This is a genomic window from Variovorax sp. PvP013, assembly GCF_050435945.1.
In the GTDB taxonomy this organism is placed as follows: domain Bacteria; phylum Pseudomonadota; class Gammaproteobacteria; order Burkholderiales; family Burkholderiaceae_C; genus Variovorax.
The window spans coordinates 345,737-363,117 of the sequence record NZ_JBNDLF010000001.1; the positions used below are offsets into that span (position 1 = coordinate 345,737).

Here is a 17,381-nt window from a genome sequence, read left to right on the forward strand (position 1 = left end):
CAGTCAAGGCGGATGAATCAGGGGTGGGAGCCGAGGGCCCGTCGCATGCGAATGCGTGGAAGCCTTCTTGTCCCCGGCGGAAGAGCCGCTGTCGCGGGCAACTGCACCCGGCGACGAAGCCGGATTGTCGCACGATCGGCATGCCGCCGAACTGCGCGGATAATCGGTATTCCTTCGCGGCCCTCCACGGACCCGTCGCACCGGCCGCCGCCGCACCCGCGCGCCACGCCATTCCGCAGCAAACCCGAACACCACACACACGCACACACAGATGGCTCAATACGTCTATTCGATGAACCGCGTCAGCAAGACCGTGCCGCCCAAGCGGCAGCTCTTGAAGGACATTTCGCTGTCGTTCTTCCCGGGCGCCAAGATCGGCGTGCTCGGCCTCAACGGCTCGGGCAAGTCCACCCTGCTCAAGATCATGGCCGGCGTCGACAAGGAGTACGAGGGCGAGGCGCTGCCGATGCCCGGCATGACCATCGGCTACCTGGAGCAGGAGCCCAAGCTCGACAACGAGCACACGGTGCGCGAGTCGATCGAGGAGTCGATGGGCGCGGTGTTCGCGGCCAAGGCGCGTCTCGAGGAGGTCTACATCGCCTACGGCGCCGAGGACGCCGACTTCGACGCGCTGGCCGCCGAACAGGCCGAACTCGAAGCCGTCATCGCCACCGCCGGCACCGATTCCGAGCACCAGCTGGAGATCGCCGCCGACGCGCTGCGCCTGCCGCCGTGGGACGCGAAGATCGGCCTGCTCTCGGGAGGCGAGAAGCGGCGCGTCGCGCTGTGCCGGCTGCTGCTGTCCAAGCCCGACATGCTGCTGCTCGACGAACCGACCAACCACCTGGACGCCGAATCGGTGGAGTGGCTCGAGGTGTTCCTGCAGCGCTTCTCCGGCACCGTGGTGGCCATCACCCACGACCGCTACTTCCTCGACAACGCCGCCGAATGGATCCTGGAAATGGACCGCGGACGCGGCATCCCCTGGAAGGGCAACTACAGCACCTGGCTCGAGCAGAAGGGCGAACGCCTGGCGCAGGAACAGAAGAGCGAGGAAGCCCACGCCAAGGCGCTGAAGAAGGAGCTGGAGTGGTCGCGCCAGAACCCGAAGGCGCGCCAGGCCAAGAGCAAGTCGCGTCTGGCCCGCTTCGAGGAGCTGAGCGACATGGAATACCAGAAGCGCAACGAGACGCAGGAGATCTTCATCCCGGTCGCGGAGCGGCTGGGCCAGCAGGTCTTCGAGTTCCACGGCGTCAGCAAGTCCTTCGGCGACCGCATGCTGATCGACAACCTGAGCTTCACCGTGCCGCCGGGCGCCATCGTCGGCATCATCGGCCCGAACGGCGCGGGCAAGTCCACGCTGTTCAAGCTGCTCGCAGGCAAGGAACAGCCCGACAGCGGCGAGGTCGTCATCGGCTCCACGGTCCGTGCCGCCTTCGTCGACCAGCATCGCGACGAACTGGCCAACCAGAAGACCGTCTGGGAGGACATCTCCAACGGCCTGGACATCATCAACGTCGGCAAGTTCCAGATGGCCAGCCGCGCCTACGCGGGCCGCTTCAACTTCAACGGCGCGGACCAGCAGAAGAAGGTGGGCACGCTCTCCGGCGGCGAACGCGGCCGCCTCCACCTGGCCAAGACCCTCATCGCCGGCGGCAACGTGCTGATGCTCGACGAGCCGTCCAACGACCTCGACGTGGAGACCCTGCGCGCGCTGGAAGACGCGCTGCTGGAATTCGCCGGCACGGTGATGGTCATCAGCCACGACCGCTGGTTCCTCGACCGCATCGCCACGCACATCCTGGCCGCCGAGGGCGACAGCCAGTGGACCTTCTTCAACGGCAACTACCAGGAGTACGAGGCCGACAAGAAGAAGCGCCTGGGCGAGGAGGGCGCCAAGCCCAAGCGGATGCGATACAAGGCCTTGAAGTAAGGCCGCGTCGCCGCGCCGCACTTGCCCTGCGGACTCACGCGAACCGCCTTCGGGTGGTTTTTTCATGGAGCGCCGGTGGCGGTGGTGTCAAGATGAGGCGCTGCACCAACCAGGAGCTATGGCGATGACGCTCACGAGACGAATCCTTGGATCGGCCCTGTGCCTGCTGGCGGCCGCTTGCGGCGGCGGCGGAGGCAGCGACAGTGGCGGCACGGCCACGGCGCCGACGCCAGTGCCCGCACCGGCGCCGGCCCCGGCGCCCGCACCCCCGCCGGCACCGGCGCCGGCACCCGAGCCCGGGCCGCTGAAGGTGGTGGAAGTCGCGGCCGGTCTGTCGAGCCCGTGGAGCCTCGCCTTCCTGCCCGACGGGCGGATGCTCATCACCCAGCGCGGCGGACAACTGCGCCTGCGCAACGCCGACGGCAGTGCGTCGAACGGCGGCAACGACCAAGTCTGCTGCGTCCCGGCGGTCGACTTCGACGGGCAGGGAGGGCTGCTCGACGTCGCCGTCGACCCGGCCTTCGCGACCAACCGCCGCATCTATTTCACCTTCACGGAACGCATCGGCCCGGTCAACGGCACGGCCGTGGGGCGTGCCGAACTCGACGCCACCGCGCGTACCCTGAGCAACGTCACGGTCATCTATCGCCAGGAGCCCAAGGTCGGCGGCAGTTCCGCGCACTACGGCTCGCGGCTGGCGTTCGACCGCAACGGCCATCTCTTCGTCACGCTCGGCGATCGCCTGAGCGGCGACCAGCGCGGCTTCGCGCAGGCGCTCGATCGCGGCAACGGCAAGGTGATGCGCATCACCACCGACGGCCTGCCGGTGCCGACCAATCCCTTCGTCGTCACCGTGGGTGCGCAGCCGGCGGTGTGGAGCTACGGCCATCGCAATCCGCAGGGCGCGGCGATGCGTCCCGGCACCGACCAGCTCTGGACCAGCGAGCATGGCCCGCAGGGCGGCGACGAGGTGAATCTGACATTGCCCGGACGCAACTACGGCTGGCCGGTGATCAGCTACGGCCAGGAATACGGCACCGTCACGCAGATCGGCGAGGGCACCGCCAAGGCCGGGCTGGAGCAGCCCGCGACGTACTGGGAAAAGATCGACGGCTCGGCCTGGACCAGCGGCCAGAAATCCTCCATCGCCCCCAGCGGAATGGCGTTCTACAGCGCCGACCGGCTGATCGGCTGGCAGGGCAACCTGTTCGTCGGCGCGCTTGCCGGCACGGCGCTCTGGCGCCTGGTGCTCGACGGCGACAGGGTGGTCCAGCGCGAGCGCCTGCTGGCCGAGCGCGGCGAGCGCATCCGCGACGTGCGCCAGGGCCCGGACGGCTGGCTGTATCTCCTGACGGACAACGGCAAGGTGCTGCGCCTGGAGCGGTGAGCGCTAGACGATCGGGGCCGTCGCCCCGTCGTCACCGGCTCACGCGCCGCGCGCGACGGGCGGCATGCTGGTAGCGGCTTCCTGCGCCCGCCGCCGCACCGAGGCGATGTTGTTCCTCAGCGCGTAGAGCTCGTCGGCATAGGACAGGGGCACGGCCACCTTGTTGACCGTGCGGTCGAGATCGTCGAGTTCCTTGATCAGGGCCTGGCGCTGGGCGTCGTCCTGGGGGATGTCGACCTTGGTCTCGATGTCGCGCAGCTGGCCGTACCAGCGGAAGACGCGCGAACGCACCCGGAACTGATAGAGCGGCGGCACGACCCGGCTGAGCGGCAGCATCAGCACCAGCAGGCCGCCGAGCACCAGCCACATGCGCTCGACCAGGTTGCTGGCCCAGAACGGCAAGTAACGCTGCCAGAAGGGCGGCGTGCCGTTGATGGCGCGGTCGCCCTCGGGGCTCACGGGCAGTTCGCTGGTGCGGGTGTTGGGGAAATCGCGCGCGCGGTTGAACCAGCCGGCGCCGCCGTGCAGGGTCTGCGCGGTCTGGGCGAACAGCTGGCGCAGGGCCGGGTGCGTCTGCTCGCGCGCCAGCAGCGAGGTCGTGGCGGCGAGCATCGACACGTCGTGCGACGGCACGTCGCGCGCCAGGTCGACCACGCCGCGCGGCAGGGTCACCGCCGACAGGAAGGCGAAGCGCCGCGCGTAGGCGTCGCTCTGTCCGAAGTCCATCAGCCGGATGCCGGGCGTGCGCAGCAACCGCTGCACCAGCGCCGCCTCGGGCGCCGAGGCGAACATCACCGCGTCGAGCGAACCGCTCTCCAGCGCCTCGGCGGCCGGCGTCGGCTCCAGGTGCGAGAGCCTGAGCGACGTCGTGTCGAGGCGGTTGGCGCGCAGCATCTGGTCGACCATCTCCGGCACGCCGCTGCCGTGCTTGTCGACGTTGACGCGCAGGCCCCGCAGCTGCGCCAACGAGCCCAGCACCGGGTTCCTGCGATCGACGCGCGACGCGGCGTCGATTCGGTAGAACACCCACAGCGGCTCGTAGAACAGGCTGCCGAGCGAGGTCAGCCCGGCGCGCTCGTCGGCCACCACGTCGGCGCTGCCGCCGCGCACGAAGCCCAGGTCGGCGCCGCCGTTGCGCAGCAATTGCAGGTTGTCGAGCGAGCCGTCGCTCGCGCGCAGTTCGACCTGGATGCCCTCGGCGGCCAGCGCCTGCGCGTAGCGGCGGCCGAACTCGGCATACGCGCTGCCGGCCGGACCGGTGGCCAGCGTGACGCGGCGCGGCGGTTGCGGATCGAGCCACCAGTAGGCCGCGATCAGCAGGCCGATGACGATGAAGACGACGGGGCCGATCGAGACGACGAGGTCGCGGATCGACAGCAGGACGAGCCGCAACGTCTTGGGCATCAGGCCGCGCTCCACGCCGCCAGGTCGGCCGCGCACGGGATGCGCAGCGTGCCGGTGTCGACCGAGCGCGCCGCCAGCACCGCGCGCAGCGTGGCGCGCGCGACCACCTCGGCGGCCATCGTGCCCAGCACGGTCATGCCGGGCGCGTCGCCTTCGAGCCGCACGCGGCCGGTGGCGAGCGCGAACAGCGTGTCGCCGTCGCTCATGGTGTGGACCGGATTGATGGCGCGCGCCAGCCCGCCGTGCGCGACCGCGGCGAGGCGCTGGGCCTGCACCTTGGTCAGCACCGCGTCGGTCGCGATCACGCCGAGCGTGGTGTTCGTGCCGGCGAGCAGCGGACGCGGCGACTCGCCGCGCAGCAATGCGCGCCGGGTGTCGAGCAGGGCGCGGCCGTCGGCGGTGCGCGCGCCGGCCACGACCCGCGCGGTGTCGGGGTCGACCACGTCGCCCAGGGCGTTGCAGGCGACGAGCGCGCCGACGGTGACGCCGCCGACCGTGACCGAGGCATTGCCGATGCCGCCCTTCATCGCCCGCTCGGCGCCGAACAGCTTGCCCACCAGCGCGCCGCTGCCGGCGCCGACGTTGCCCTCGGCCGGCGGCCGCGCCGAGGCGGCCTCGCAGGCCGCATAGCCGGCGGCGGCGTCGGGCCGGATGCGTGCATCGCCCAGCGGCAGGTCGAACAGCACCGCCGCCGGCACGATCGGCAGCGTGCCGAAACGCACGTCCAGGCCGATCCCGCGCTCCTCCAGCCAGCGCATCGCGCCGTCGGCCGCCGCCAGTCCCCAGGCGCTGCCGCCGGCGAGCATGACGGCGTGGACGTGCGTCACCAGGTTGCCGGGCGCGAGCAGATCGGTCTCGCGCGTGCCGGGCGCCGCGCCGCGCACGTCCACGCCGCCGACCGCGCCGTCGCGCGCGAGGATCACGGTGCAGCCCGTCGGGCGGCGCTCGTCGCTGAAATGGCCGACCTCGATGCCCGGAACATCGGTGATGGCACCCTGGCCGGCGGCCGGAGCGAAGGAGAGCGGGAAAGACATGGGCGCGATTATCCGGCGTGAGTCCGAGGGTCGGCCGGCTTCCCGTCGCACCGTCGTCCGGGTGGAAAAAGTGCGCACATGCTCACCTCGTCGATCGTCGGCGCGCTGAAAATGAGAACTATGTGTTAACTTGTTGCTCAGCAACTTTCGCCGACGTCCGATGAATCATCCCGCCATCGATCCATCACTCGAACAGCACCGCATCGCCGCATTGCTGAAACAGGCCCCCCTGGAGTTCGCCCGGGTCGTCTACGGCCTGCGGGACACGGCGCAGGGCAAGCACTGGACCTCCGTCGCGCACGACGTGGCCCGCATCGAGCAGCTGGGCTCTCCCGTCACTCGCGACCGCGCGCAGCAGCGCTCGCGCGGCTACCTGCCATTGACGGGACAGGCGCACTGTCCGCGCTGCTGGGTGCTGGGCGGGGTGAAGAATCCGCTGCATTTTCGTGCCGCGACGGACGAGCGTCCGGATTCGGCGATCTGCAAGGTCTGCGGGGCCGAATACCTCACCGCGCCGCCGGTCGAGGAATGAACGTTTTGGCGACGCATCCTCACCGCCCGGCACGGTCCGGGCGCTCAGGGTAACCTTGGGTGCAGTGCAGCAAAACCGGTTCATACAATGGTTTTCGCACCCCTGGCCACCACCCCCCGAAGGAAATTTCCGTGCAGAGCAACAAGATCGCCGCCAAGCCTGAATCGCGGGTGATCAAGAAGTATCCCAACCGGCGGCTCTACGACACGGAAACGTCGGCCTACATCACCCTGGCCGAAGTCAAGCAGCTGGTCATGCGCAGCACGCCGTTCGTGGTGCGCGACGCCAAGAGCGGCGAGGACCTGACCCGCAGCATCCTGCTGCAGATCATCCTGGAGGAGGAGGCCGGCGGCGCCCCGATGTTCACCGAGCCGGTGCTCGCGAGCATCATCCGCTTCCACGGCAAGGCGATGCACGGCTTCATGGGCTCCTACCTGGAGAAGAACATCCAGGCCATGACCGAGATGCAGGCCCAGCTCGCCGACAAGGCCGAGGGCCTGTCGCCCGAACTCTGGGCGCGCTTCATGACCGCCCAGTCGCCGGTGCTCCAGGGCGTGATGGGCAACTACGTCGAGCAGTCGAAGAACGTGTTCATCCAGATGCAGGAACAGATGCAGAAGAACACCGAGCAGGTGCTGGGCGCATTCGGACTCAAGCGGCCGAACGAAGGGCGTTGAGACGGCGCCAGGCGGCTCTGAGGCGTTAACGCCGACAATCGGGGGATGAGCGACGTCGTCTTCCCCGAACCCACCACCACCATCCCACCATCGGCCGCACCCAAGGTCGGCTTCGTCAGTCTGGGTTGTCCCAAGGCCCTCACGGACTCCGAACTGATCCTCACGCGCCTGAGCGCCGAGGGCTACCAGACCTCCAAGACCTTCGAGGGCGCCGACCTCGTCATCGTCAACACCTGCGGCTTCATCGACGACGCCGTGCGCGAAAGCCTCGACACCATCGGCGAGGCACTCGCCGAGAACGGCCGCGTGATCGTCACCGGCTGCCTGGGTGCCAAGACCGGCGACCAGGGCGGCAACCTGGTGTGGCAGATGCATCCGAGCGTGCTGGCCGTCACCGGCCCGCACGCGACGCAGGAGGTGATGGACGCCGTCCACGCCAACCTGCCCAAGCCGCACGATCCCTTCGTCGACCTGGTGCCCAACGCCTTCGGCATCGCCGGCCTGAAGCTCACGCCGCGCCACTACGCCTACCTAAAGATCAGCGAGGGCTGCAACCACCGCTGCACCTTCTGCATCATTCCCTCAATGCGCGGCGACCTGGTCTCGCGCCCGATCGGCGACGTGCTCGGCGAAGCGAAGGCGCTGTTCGAGGGTGGCGTGAAGGAACTGCTGGTCATCAGCCAGGACACCTCGGCCTACGGCGTCGACGTCAAGTACCGCACCGGCTTCTGGGACGGCACGCCGGTCAAGACGCGCATGCTGGAGCTGGTGCGCACCCTGGGCGAGATCGCCGAGCCGTACGGTGCCTGGGTGCGACTGCACTACGTCTATCCGTATCCGAGCGTCGACGAGGTGATCCCGCTCATGGCCAGCGGCCGCGTGCTGCCCTACCTCGACGTGCCGCTGCAGCACAGCCACCCCGACGTGCTGCGCCGCATGAAGCGCCCGGCCAGCGGCGAGAAGAACCTGGAGCGCATCGCCCGCTGGCGCGAGATGTGCCCCGAACTCGTCATCCGCAGCACCTTCATCGCCGGTTTTCCCGGCGAGACCGAGGCCGAGTTCGAGCACCTGCTCGACTTCATCCGCGAGGCCGGCATCGACCGCGCAGGTTGCTTCGCCTACAGCCCGGTCGAAGGCGCCGCCGCCAACGAGATTCCCGGCATGCTGCCCGAGGCCGAACGCGAGGCGCGCCGCGCGCGCTTCATGGAGGTGGCCGAGGCGGTGTCGATCGCCCGGCTGCAGCGCCGCGTCGGCGCCACGATGCAGGTGCTGGTCGACTCGGCGCCGGGCCTCGGCAGGAAGGGCGGCGTCGGCCGCAGCTATGCCGACGCGCCCGAGATCGACGGCATCGTGCGCCTGCTGCCGCCCGAGAAGATCAGCAAGACGATGAAAGTCGGCGAGTTCACGCGCGCGCGCATCGTCGGCGTCGAAGGCCACGACCTGGTCGCGCTGCCGGTCTGAGGCACGGGGCACGCGCAGCGCCCGTCCCAATGGCAGGACACCGAAAAATCGCAGGATCGAATGCCGTCTCGTCAAGGGATGGCATGCGTCGCGCTGCATCAGCATTCGTTTCGATTGATGTTTTCAGACTGGTCTGAGGAAGATTCTTAACAAATCTATGTGATGCCCGATGATTCGGGCATGGCAAAGCGCAGTTACAGAACCAAGAAACGAAGCGGCGGCATTCCACCCGCGGTCCGACGGATCGGCATCAGCGTGGTCCTGGCGGTGGCCGCTGCGGTGCAGGCGCCGGGGTGCAGCCTCCAGCCGTACCAGGCGCCGGCCACCCGTCCCGGCGTCGCGACGACGACCAGGCCGCCGGCGCCGTCGCAGACCTCCCCGTCCGCGCAGGCACAGCCGCCGGCGACCTCGGCGGTGGCGGGCGATTTCGCCCGCTGCGCCGAGCATTTCCCCGGCCGCCCGCCGGCGGTGACGTGGCCGGGACGCCAGCGCGCGCTGTGCTTCGACAGCTTCGCGGTGCTGCATTCCGGCGAGAGCAAGACGGCGGTCTACACGGTCGAGCGCCTGACGCGCACGAGCGTCGACGCCGCCAAGTCGATCAAGCGGAACGACCGCTTCTATCCCGAGGCGCGCCTGCCCTCGGCCGACCGCGCGCAGCTCGCGGACTACGTCGGCAGCGGCTACGACCGCGGCCACATGGCGCCCGCCGGCGACATGCCCACCGACGCCGCCAAGGCGCAGTCGTTCTCGCTGGCCAACATGGTCCCCCAGGCGCCCGAGCTCAACCAGCGCGCCTGGAGCCAGATCGAGCAGGCCACGCGCAAGTACGCGGCCCGCGCGCCGGGCGACGTCTTCGTCTTCACCGGTCCGGCGTTCGACCAGCGGCCCCGCACCATCGGCCCCGGCAGGGTCTGGGTGCCGAGCCACACCTGGAAGGTGGTCTACAGCCGCGCCGACGGTCGGACCTGGGCCTACTGGGCGACCAACGACGCCGGCCGGCACGACCTCCAGCCCATCAGCTACCAGGAGTTCCGGCAACGCTCCGGGCTGGAACTGCTGGCGCAATCGGCGTCGTAGGGAAGGGCGTCCGCGGGTGGCACGGCGCGACGTCCGGGCCGAGCCGTGCTGCAATCCTTCCGATGCCACGCGAACCCGATCTCGACGACCTGCGCCGCTACGCGGTGGCGCGCACCCTCTTCAAGCCGACGACGCTGCCGGCGGCCATCCGGCGCCTGGGCTTCGTGCAGGCCGACCCGATCCGCGCGCCCGCCCGGGCGCAGGATCTGACGCTGCGCCACCGGGTCGAGGACTACCGCGCCGGCGATCTCGAGCGCCGCTACGAGCGCCTCGCGATCGAGGAGGACAGCCTGGTGAACTACGGCTTCCTGCCGCGCGAGCACCTCGCGCTGATGCATCCGCGCGAAGCCGCCCGGGCCTGGGACGACGACACGCGACGCAAGGCGGTCGAGATCCTGGACTTCGTGCGCGAGCGGGGCGCGGTGCATCCGCGCGAGGTCGAGCGGCATTTCGCCCACGGCCGCATGACGAACCACTGGGGCGGCACGAGCAACGCCAGTTCGCACCTCCTCGACGGCCTGCACTACCGCGGCCTGCTGCGGGTGCGGCGACGCGACGGCGGCACGCGGGTCTACGAGGCGGTGACCCATCCGCCCGCCGTGGATGACGGTCCCGAGGGCCGCGCGCAGCGGGCCGCCGCGTTGATCGATCTGGTGGTGCGCAAGTACGCGCCCTTGCCGGCCGCCAGCCTGACCTACCTGGTGCGGCTGCTCGTCGGCTACGGCGCGCCGCACCTGTCGGGCCGGCACGGGTGGCGCTCGCGCTGGCACGCGAGCGGCTGGCGAGTCGCCGCATCGACGGTACAGTCTGGTTCTGGCCGGCCGACGAGAGCCCGCGCTCGCGGCGTCATGCGGTCGACGACCGGGTGCGGCTGCTCGCGCCCTTCGATCCGGTGGTCTGGGACCGCCGCCGCTTCGAACTGCTCTGGGGCTGGACGTACAAGTTCGAGGCCTACACGCCGCCGGCCGAGCGCAGGTTCGGCCACTACGCCTTGCCGCTGCTCTGGCGGGAGCACGTGGTCGGCTGGGCCAACGTCGCCGTGCACGACGGATGCCTGCGGCCGACCCTGGGCTACGTGGAAGGCGCGAGGCCCGAGGGGTCGGCGTTCCAGGTCGCGCTCGACGAGGAGCTGCAGCGCATGACGCGCTTCCTGGAGGGACGCTGATGCGTTTCGATTTCGCCGGATCCGGCGGTCGAAGGGCTCATGACCGACGGCCGTTCGCGCACAGGAGACGTCCGATGCGGCAGGTCATCTGGGATAGACTGCGACCGATCCATGCGCTTGCGATGTGGATCGCATCGTCCGGCTTCGGCCGGCGCCTCGGCGGATTCCCGCCTTCCTCCACCCGACGCCTTCTTCCTTCCTTGCCGGAATCTGTTTTGCTGGCCGCCACCTGCGGGTTCGCCTCGAACGATTCGCCGATCGTCACCACGATCGCGGCGGGTGGAATGGTGTCGATCGGTGACGAGGAAACGGGGCGCATCGACACCTCGTTCGAGCGGACAAGAAAAAACCCCGTTGGATCGTTGATCCAACGGGGTTCTCTCGAATTAGGTATGGTGCCCAGAAGAGGACTCGAACCTCCACGATGTTACTCGCTAGTACCTGAAACTAGTGCGTCTACCAATTCCGCCATCTGGGCCCACTTGCTGCAAGGAACTAACCTTGCAACGCGTTTTGAATTTCAGGAAAGAGAGCAATCATATCAAAAATAATGACCATGCCAACAGTTTGTTGGAAGAATTTGAAGGATCGGTTCAAGGACATCGCGACGGCCACGGTTTCGTGCAGCGCGACGACGGCGAAGCCGATGTGTACCTGCCACCCAATGAGATGCGCGCGGTGCTGCACAAGGACCGCGTCAAGGTGCGCATCGTCCGCCAGGACCGACGCGGCCGGCCCGAGGGCCGCGTCGTCGAGATCGTCGAGCGCCCGGAGCAGCCGATCATCGGCCGCCTGCTGCACGAGGGCGGCATCTGGCTCGTCGCGCCGGAGGACAAGCGCTACGGCCAGGACGTCCTGATCCCCAAGGGCGCGACCGGGCCGGCGAAGGTCGGGCAGGTCGTCGTGGTGCAGCTCACCGAGCCGCCGGCGCTCTTCGGCCAGCCGGTCGGACGCGTGAAGGAGGTGCTCGGCGAGATCGACGATCCCGGCATGGAGATCGAGATCGCGGTGCGCAAGTACGGCGTGCCGCACGAGTTCTCCGAGGCCTGCCTCGCCGAGGCGCGCGCGCTGCCCGAAAAGGTGCGACCGGCCGACAAGCGCGGTCGCATCGACCTGACCGACGTGCCCCTCGTGACCATCGACGGCGAGGACGCGCGCGACTTCGACGACGCCGTCTACTGCGAGCCTGCGAAGGTCGGGCGCGGCAAGGGCTGGCGGCTGCTGGTCGCCATCGCCGACGTCAGCGCCTATGTGCAGACCGGCGCGCCGATCGACATCGACGCCTACGACCGCGCCACCAGCGTCTATTTCCCGCGCCGCGTGATCCCGATGCTGCCGGAGAAGCTCAGCAACGGCCTGTGCTCGCTCAACCCCGAGGTCGAGCGTTTGTGCATGGTGTGCGACATGCTGGTGGCCGCCGACGGCGAGATCTACGCCTACCAGTTCTACCCGGCGGTGATGTTCAGCCACGCGCGCTTCACGTACACCGAGGTCGCCGCGATCCTGAGCAACACGCGCGGCCCCGAGGCCGCCAAGCGCAAGGACCGCGTCAAGGACCTGCTCAACCTCTCCGACGTCTACAAGGCGTTGCTCAAGCAGCGCGGTCGGCGCGGCGCGGTCGACTTCGAGACCACCGAGACGCAGATCGTGTGCGACGACGCCGGACGCATCGAGAAGATCGTGCCGCGCACGCGCAACGAGGCGCACCGGCTGATCGAGGAGGCGATGCTGGCGGCCAACGTCTGCAGCGCCGACTTCATCGCCGAGGGCAAGCACCCGGGCCTGTTCCGCGTGCACGAAGGCCCGACGCCCGAGAAGAAGGAGATCCTGCGCGGTTACCTGAAGGCGATGGGCGTGGGCCTGTCGATCACCGACGACCCGGTGCCCGGCGAGTTCCAGGCCATCGCCGAGGCGACCAAGGACCGCCCCGACGCGCAGCAGATCCACACCATGCTGCTGCGCTCGATGCAGCAGGCCATCTACACGCCCATGAACAGCGGCCACTTCGGCCTGGCGTACGAGGCCTACACGCACTTCACGAGCCCGATCCGGCGCTATCCGGACCTGCTGGTGCATCGCGTCATCAAGGCGATCCTCAACAAGCAGAAGTACACGCTGCCGATGCTGCCGACGCCGGGCGAGGCGCACGCCAAGCTGGCCAAGCGCCTGGCCTCGCGCGTGAAGGCGCCGACGCAGAAGCCGCAGAAGGAGACGGTCGCACCGACCAAGGAAGTGCTCGCCTGGCAGGCCGCGGGGCTGCACTGCAGCGCCAACGAGCGCCGCGCCGACGAGGCCAGCCGCGACGTCGAGGCCTGGCTCAAGTGCAAGTACATGCGCGAGCACCTCGGCGAGGAGTACGGCGGCGTGGTGTCCTCGGCCACCACCTTCGGCATCTTCGTCACGCTCGACGCGATGTATGTCGAGGGCCTGGTCCACATCACCGAACTCGGCGGCGAGTACTTCAAGTTCGACGAGATGCGCCAGGAACTGCGCGGCGAGCGCACGGGCATCCGCTACGCCATCGGCAGCCGCGTGCGGGTGCAGGTCAGCCGCGTCGACCTCGACGGCCGCAAGATCGACTTCCGCCTGGTGCGAGAAGGCGAGGACCTGATGTCGCGCGCGATGAAGGACAAGGGCGTGGCGTCGGGCGATGCGCCGGCCAAGTCGAAGCGCGGCGGCGGTGGCAATGGCGGCAAGGGCGGCTCGCGCAACGCGTCGCGCGCCAAGGACGGCGCCTCCCGCGCGCCGGCCGAACGCACCGACCGCGCGGAGCGCACCGATCGAGCGGACCGCACGGACGTCGCCGAGCGTGGCACCGAGGCGCCTCAGTCGGCGATGCAGGCCTTCAAGTCCGCCGTGAAGAAGGCCGCCAACAAGATGAAGGGGCGCAAGCCGCGCCGCTGAACGACATTCACACCGGAGACATTTCCATGAACGACAAGAACGACAAGGGGGCCGCCGGCCCCGAGGTCCGCACCGCCATCGTCACCGGCGCGGGCAGCGGCATCGGCCGCGCCGCGGCGCTCGCGCTGCTGGCCGACGGCTGGAACGTGACCCTCGCCGGCCGCCGGCCGGAGCCGCTGCAGAAGGTGGCCGACGAGTCGGGCGCCGGCACGCGTGCGCAGGCCGTGTCCACCGACGTGTCGGACCCGGACTCCGTGCGCGCGCTGTTCGAGGCGGCCGTCGGTCGCTTCGGGCGCGTCGACCTGCTGTTCAACAACGCGGGCGTGGGCAACCCGCCCGGACCGTTCGAGGACTGGACGGCCGAGCAGTGGCGCGGCGTCGTCGACATCAATCTCAGCGGCATGTTCTTCTGCATCCAGCAGGCCTTCCGCACGATGAAGTCGCAGTCGCCACGCGGCGGCCGCATCATCAACAACGGCTCCATCTCGGCGACCACGCCGCGTCCGAACTCGGCGGCCTACACATCGACCAAGCACGGCGTGGAGGGGCTGACCAAGACCGCCTCGCTCGACGGGCGCAAGTACGACATCGCGGTCGGCCAGATCGACGTCGGCAACGCCATGACCGAGCTGGCCTCGCGCATGGCCAAGGGCGTGCCGCAGGCCAGCGGCGACATCGCCGTGGAGCCCCTGATCGACGTCGCGATCGTCGGCCAGTCGGTGCTCTACATGGCCAACCTGCCGCTGGAGGCCAACGTGCTGTTCCACACGGTGATGGCGACGAAGATGCCCTTCGTCGGGCGCGGCTGAGTCTCTGCGTTCAGGCGGCCGTCGCCAGCGCGCCGGCCGTCAGCGGCGTGCGCGCCGGCCAGCGGTCGGCCATGTCGCCGTGACGCCAGACCGCCTCGCAGGCCGCCTGCAGGGCCGGCCGGCCGGCCGCCAGGGCGGCGCCGACCATGCCGGCGAGCACGTCGCCGGTGCCGGCCGTTGCCAGCAGGCCGTTGCCGGTGGGGTTGACGCGCAGCATCTCGTCCGGCGTCGCGATCACGGTGCCCGAACCCTTCAGCACCGCGACGCAGCCGAACTCCAGCGCCAGCCGCAGCGCCGCCGCGAGCCGGTCGGCCTGGATCTCGGCGGTGTCGATGCCGAGCAGCCGCGCCGCTTCCAGCGGATGCGGCGTCAGCACCGTGCGCCAGCCGCGCGCGGCGCGTCGACGCACGGCGGCCCGGAGCGTGGCATCGAGCGCCACGGCGTTGAGGGCATCGGCGTCCAGCACCAGCGTCGGCGCCTGCGCGAGGATCCGCGGCAGGACGCCGCGCACCGCCGTGCCGCCCCCGCAGCCGCAGACGATCGCCGTGCGTTCCAGCGCGATCTCGTCCGGGCGGCGGAACATCAGTTCCGGCCGCAGCAAATCGAACATCTGCGCCGCGTCGTCGAGCGGTGCGACGAAGACGCGCCCGGCGCCGGCATGCAGGGCCGCCGTGGCCGACAGCACGGGCGCGCCCGCCATGCCCGGCGCGCCGCCGACGACGGCGACGTCGCCGTGGCTCCCCTTGTTCGTCGCATGGGCACGCGAGCGGTGCGGCGGCGCGCCGGAGAGCCGGGCCACCGGCGGCTCGCCGCCGCTCGGGCAGGCGAGGTCGTCGAACCAGACCTCGCCGGCGACGTCGCGTCCGTGCGCGGTGAACAGGCCGGGCTTGAGCGTGAGCAGCGACAGGCAGTGACGCGGTGCCCGCGGTGCGTCCGATGCCGGTGCCGGCAGGCCGGCGGCCAGGCTGCCCGTGTCCGCATCGAGTCCCGACGGCACGTCCACGCACAGCACCGGCGCCGGTTCCAGGGCCATGCGTCGCAGCCAGTCGGCCATCGCGCCCTCGGGCGGTCGCGAGGCGCCGATGCCCAGCAGCGCGTCGATGACGAGGTCGCAGGCGCCGGGTGGATCGGCGGCGAAGGCGACGCCGCTCTCGCGTGCGCGCTGCAACGACGCCGCCGCGTCGGGCGGCAGCCGCCGCGCATCGCCCAGCCAGGTGACGACCACGTCGATGCCGCGCCGTCGCAACTGCGCTGCGGCTTCCAGGCCGTCGCCGCCGTTGTTGCCGGGTCCGCAGGCGATCCAGATGCAGCGCGCATGGGGAACGAGCGCCAGCGCCAGCCGGGCCACTGCGCTTCCCGCACGCTGCATCAGGGTGTGCGGCGGCAGGGCGGCGGCGGCGCGTCGCTCGATGCGCCGCGTGGCCGCGACGTCGAAGAGATCGGCCGCGAGATCGGTGGTGACGCGATGCATCGATCGATTGTGCGGGCGCCGTCCGCGGCGTTCAGAGCAGGCGGTCGAGTCCCAGGCCTTCGAGGTCGATGCCGGGATCGTGGCCGCTCACCAGGTCCGCCAGCACGCGCGCGCTGCCGCACGACAGCGCCCAGCCGCTCGAGCCGTGGCCGAGATTGAGCCACACGCCCGGCACGCCGCTCGGTCCGATGACCGGCGGGCCGTCGGGCAGCATCGGGCGCGCGCCCTTCCATTTCTGCACGCCCGATTGCAGGGCCACGGCGCCGGGAAACCAGTCGTGCAGCACCTTGTAGAGCGTCTGCAACGCCGCCGGATGGATGACGTCCGGCCCGCCGCCGATCTCGGCGCTGCCGGCCACGCGCACGCGCTGGCCCATGCGGGAGATGGCGACCTTGTAGCGTTCGTCCATCACGGCGCTGCGCGGGGCGTTGAGCGGCTCGCGCAATGTCGCGGTGATCGAGTGGCCGTAGACCGGCGCGAGCGGAACGCGCAGTCCGAGCGGGCGCAGCAGTTCGGCCGAGGCCACGCCTGCGCACATGACGACGGCGTCGAACGGCACCGCCGCCGAGCCGCTCGCCAGTGCCAGCGAGCGTGGCGCCGCTCGGCTCAGGGGCGCGATGTCGCAGTTGAAATGGAAGCGTGTGCCCAGCGCTTCGGCTTCGCGCTTGAGCAGCAGGGCGAACTGCCGGCAGTTGGCCACCTCGTCGTCGGGCAGGTGGATGGCGCCGGCGAGGCGGGTGTCGGTGCTGAGCGCGGGTTCGATGCGCCGGGCTTCTTCGGCATCGACCTCGCGGAACACGGTGCCGGCCGCGCGCAGCACCTCCAGACCCGGCTGCACGAGCTTCTGCTCGCGGCGCGAGCGCAGCAGCACCAGGTAGCCGTCGCTGCGCTCGTAGGTCAGCTCGCGCGCCGCGCTGATCTCGTGCAGGCGCGATCGGCTGTAGAAGGCCAGACGCTGCATGCGCGCGCGGTTGGCCAGGTAGGTCTCCAGGTCGCAGGCGCGCTGCCATTGCCTCATCCAGCGCACGTCGCGCATCGACAGCGGCCAGCGCACCTTGATGGCGCCGTGGGTCGAGAGCAGCGAGCGCAGCACCTTGGCGCGCATGCCGGGCGCCGCCCAGGGCGTGACGTAGCCCGGCGCGACGACGCCAGCATTGGCGAAGCTGGCTTCCTCCGCGGCCGCGCCGCGGCGCTCGAACACGCTGACCTCGTGCCCGTCGCAGGCGAGTTCCCAGGCAGTGGCGACGCCGATGATGCCGGCGCCCACGATCGCGATTTTCATTGGGGTTCTTGTAGACAGATGCGGTGGTCCGGCAGGCGGACACGGAAACGATGGGAGGGCAATGGCCCGGGCGGCGATTGTGCCTCCGCCGGCCCGGCCCGGGTCCGGCGCGCCTCGCAGCGGCATCGGTAGAGGAGGGCGGTGGTATACTCGTTGGGTTTCGCCCAAGGCGGTCTCTCGACCGGTCGACGGCGCGGAACGACTCGCAAACCGGCCCATTCAAGGTGTCGCGGCTTCCAGGCAAG

Annotated in this window: 13 protein-coding genes, 1 tRNA gene and 1 pseudogene; 9 read left to right on the forward strand and 6 right to left on the reverse strand. The window is 70.1% G+C overall.

All coding sequences use genetic code 11. The features are described from left to right. Positions 1–271: 271 nt before the first annotated feature. The gene (gene ettA, locus ABID77_RS01705; protein WP_429589930.1) at positions 272–1,933 is read left to right on the forward strand and encodes an energy-dependent translational throttle protein EttA; all 1,662 of its coding nucleotides are present in this window, start codon (positions 272–274) and stop codon (positions 1,931–1,933) included. A 124-nt stretch (positions 1,934–2,057) separates the two neighbouring features. After that, positions 2,058–3,320, forward strand: a complete 1,263-nt coding sequence (locus ABID77_RS01710) for a PQQ-dependent sugar dehydrogenase (protein WP_429589933.1) — start codon at positions 2,058–2,060, stop codon at positions 3,318–3,320. Positions 3,321–3,359: 39 nt separating this feature from the next. On the opposite strand, the gene ABID77_RS01715 is transcribed toward ABID77_RS01710, so the two are convergent. Together ABID77_RS01715 and ABID77_RS01720 are read right to left on the reverse strand one after the other, a co-directional pair. Then, complete coding sequence (locus ABID77_RS01715; protein ID WP_429593233.1) at positions 3,360–4,724, reverse strand: TAXI family TRAP transporter solute-binding subunit; 1,365 nt, start codon at positions 4,722–4,724, stop codon at positions 3,360–3,362. Next, the gene (locus tag ABID77_RS01720) at positions 4,724–5,758 is read right to left on the reverse strand and encodes a P1 family peptidase (RefSeq protein WP_429589936.1); all 1,035 of its coding nucleotides are present in this window, start codon (positions 5,756–5,758) and stop codon (positions 4,724–4,726) included. The genes ABID77_RS01715 and ABID77_RS01720 overlap by 1 nt, the downstream gene beginning before the upstream one ends. Positions 5,759–5,918: 160 nt before the next feature. Here ABID77_RS01720 and ABID77_RS01725 point away from each other — a divergent pair, with 160 nt between their 5' ends. The 5 genes and pseudogenes from ABID77_RS01725 (at position 5,919) to ABID77_RS01745 (ending at position 10,670) form a co-directional block, all read left to right on the forward strand. Then, positions 5,919–6,290, forward strand: coding sequence for a hypothetical protein (locus ABID77_RS01725; RefSeq protein WP_429589938.1), 372 nt, complete (start codon positions 5,919–5,921; stop codon positions 6,288–6,290). Positions 6,291–6,421: 131 nt separating this feature from the next. After that, on the forward strand, positions 6,422–6,967 hold the full coding sequence (gene phaR / locus ABID77_RS01730) for a polyhydroxyalkanoate synthesis repressor PhaR (RefSeq protein ID WP_429589941.1): 546 nt from the start codon (positions 6,422–6,424) through the stop codon (positions 6,965–6,967). A gap of 45 nt (positions 6,968–7,012) precedes the next feature. Further along, positions 7,013–8,428, forward strand: a complete 1,416-nt coding sequence (gene rimO, locus ABID77_RS01735) for a 30S ribosomal protein S12 methylthiotransferase RimO (protein ID WP_429589944.1) — start codon at positions 7,013–7,015, stop codon at positions 8,426–8,428. A gap of 180 nt (positions 8,429–8,608) precedes the next feature. Next, positions 8,609–9,505 (forward strand): DNA/RNA non-specific endonuclease, encoded by an 897-nt coding sequence (locus ABID77_RS01740; RefSeq protein ID WP_429589947.1) that lies wholly within the window; start codon positions 8,609–8,611, stop codon positions 9,503–9,505. Between the two features lie 62 nt (positions 9,506–9,567). After that, positions 9,568–10,670: pseudogene (locus ABID77_RS01745) on the forward strand (DNA glycosylase AlkZ-like family protein). Between the two features lie 37 nt (positions 10,671–10,707). Here the strand turns inward: ABID77_RS01745 and ABID77_RS01750 are convergent. Both ABID77_RS01750 and ABID77_RS01755 read right to left on the reverse strand, forming a co-directional pair. Further along, entirely contained in the window at positions 10,708–10,989 is a 282-nt protein-coding gene (locus ABID77_RS01750) for a hypothetical protein (RefSeq protein WP_429589950.1), read from the reverse strand. A 74-nt stretch (positions 10,990–11,063) separates the two neighbouring features. Continuing rightward, positions 11,064–11,148 (reverse strand) — tRNA-Leu (locus ABID77_RS01755). A gap of 89 nt (positions 11,149–11,237) precedes the next feature. On the opposite strand from ABID77_RS01755, the gene rnr reads away from it, so the two are divergent. Then, a complete protein-coding gene (gene rnr / locus ABID77_RS01760; protein WP_429589953.1) occupies positions 11,238–13,574 on the forward strand; it encodes a ribonuclease R in 2,337 nt (778 codons plus the stop codon). 26 nt (positions 13,575–13,600) lie between these two features. Next, the gene (locus ABID77_RS01765) at positions 13,601–14,383 is read left to right on the forward strand and encodes an SDR family oxidoreductase (protein WP_429589956.1); all 783 of its coding nucleotides are present in this window, start codon (positions 13,601–13,603) and stop codon (positions 14,381–14,383) included. Positions 14,384–14,393: 10 nt separating this feature from the next. On the opposite strand, the gene ABID77_RS01770 is transcribed toward ABID77_RS01765, so the two are convergent. Together ABID77_RS01770 and ABID77_RS01775 are read right to left on the reverse strand one after the other, a co-directional pair. Further along, the gene (locus tag ABID77_RS01770) at positions 14,394–15,854 is read right to left on the reverse strand and encodes an NAD(P)H-hydrate dehydratase (protein ID WP_429589959.1); all 1,461 of its coding nucleotides are present in this window, start codon (positions 15,852–15,854) and stop codon (positions 14,394–14,396) included. Positions 15,855–15,885: 31 nt separating this feature from the next. Continuing rightward, complete coding sequence (locus ABID77_RS01775; protein WP_429589962.1) at positions 15,886–17,136, reverse strand: D-amino acid dehydrogenase; 1,251 nt, start codon at positions 17,134–17,136, stop codon at positions 15,886–15,888. Positions 17,137–17,381: the final 245 nt, after the last annotated feature.

What these genes read in the sequence shown, in the direction of transcription:
- ettA (WP_429589930.1), top strand. Translation starts at nt 272, where the DNA reads ATGGCTCAATACGTCTATTCGATGAACCGCGTCAGCAAGACCGTGCCG.
- ABID77_RS01710 (WP_429589933.1), top strand. Translation starts at nt 2,058, where the DNA reads ATGACGCTCACGAGACGAATCCTTGGATCGGCCCTGTGCCTGCTGGCG.
- ABID77_RS01715 (WP_429593233.1), bottom strand. Translation starts at nt 4,724, where the DNA reads ATGCCCAAGACGTTGCGGCTCGTCCTGCTGTCGATCCGCGACCTCGTC.
- ABID77_RS01720 (WP_429589936.1), bottom strand. Translation starts at nt 5,758, where the DNA reads ATGTCTTTCCCGCTCTCCTTCGCTCCGGCCGCCGGCCAGGGTGCCATC.
- ABID77_RS01725 (WP_429589938.1), top strand. Translation starts at nt 5,919, where the DNA reads ATGAATCATCCCGCCATCGATCCATCACTCGAACAGCACCGCATCGCC.
- rimO (WP_429589944.1), top strand. Translation starts at nt 7,013, where the DNA reads ATGAGCGACGTCGTCTTCCCCGAACCCACCACCACCATCCCACCATCG.
- ABID77_RS01740 (WP_429589947.1), top strand. Translation starts at nt 8,609, where the DNA reads ATGGCAAAGCGCAGTTACAGAACCAAGAAACGAAGCGGCGGCATTCCA.
- ABID77_RS01750 (WP_429589950.1), bottom strand. Translation starts at nt 10,989, where the DNA reads ATGCGCCCCGTTTCCTCGTCACCGATCGACACCATTCCACCCGCCGCG.
- ABID77_RS01765 (WP_429589956.1), top strand. Translation starts at nt 13,601, where the DNA reads ATGAACGACAAGAACGACAAGGGGGCCGCCGGCCCCGAGGTCCGCACC.
- ABID77_RS01770 (WP_429589959.1), bottom strand. Translation starts at nt 15,854, where the DNA reads ATGCATCGCGTCACCACCGATCTCGCGGCCGATCTCTTCGACGTCGCG.
- ABID77_RS01775 (WP_429589962.1), bottom strand. Translation starts at nt 17,136, where the DNA reads ATGAAAATCGCGATCGTGGGCGCCGGCATCATCGGCGTCGCCACTGCC.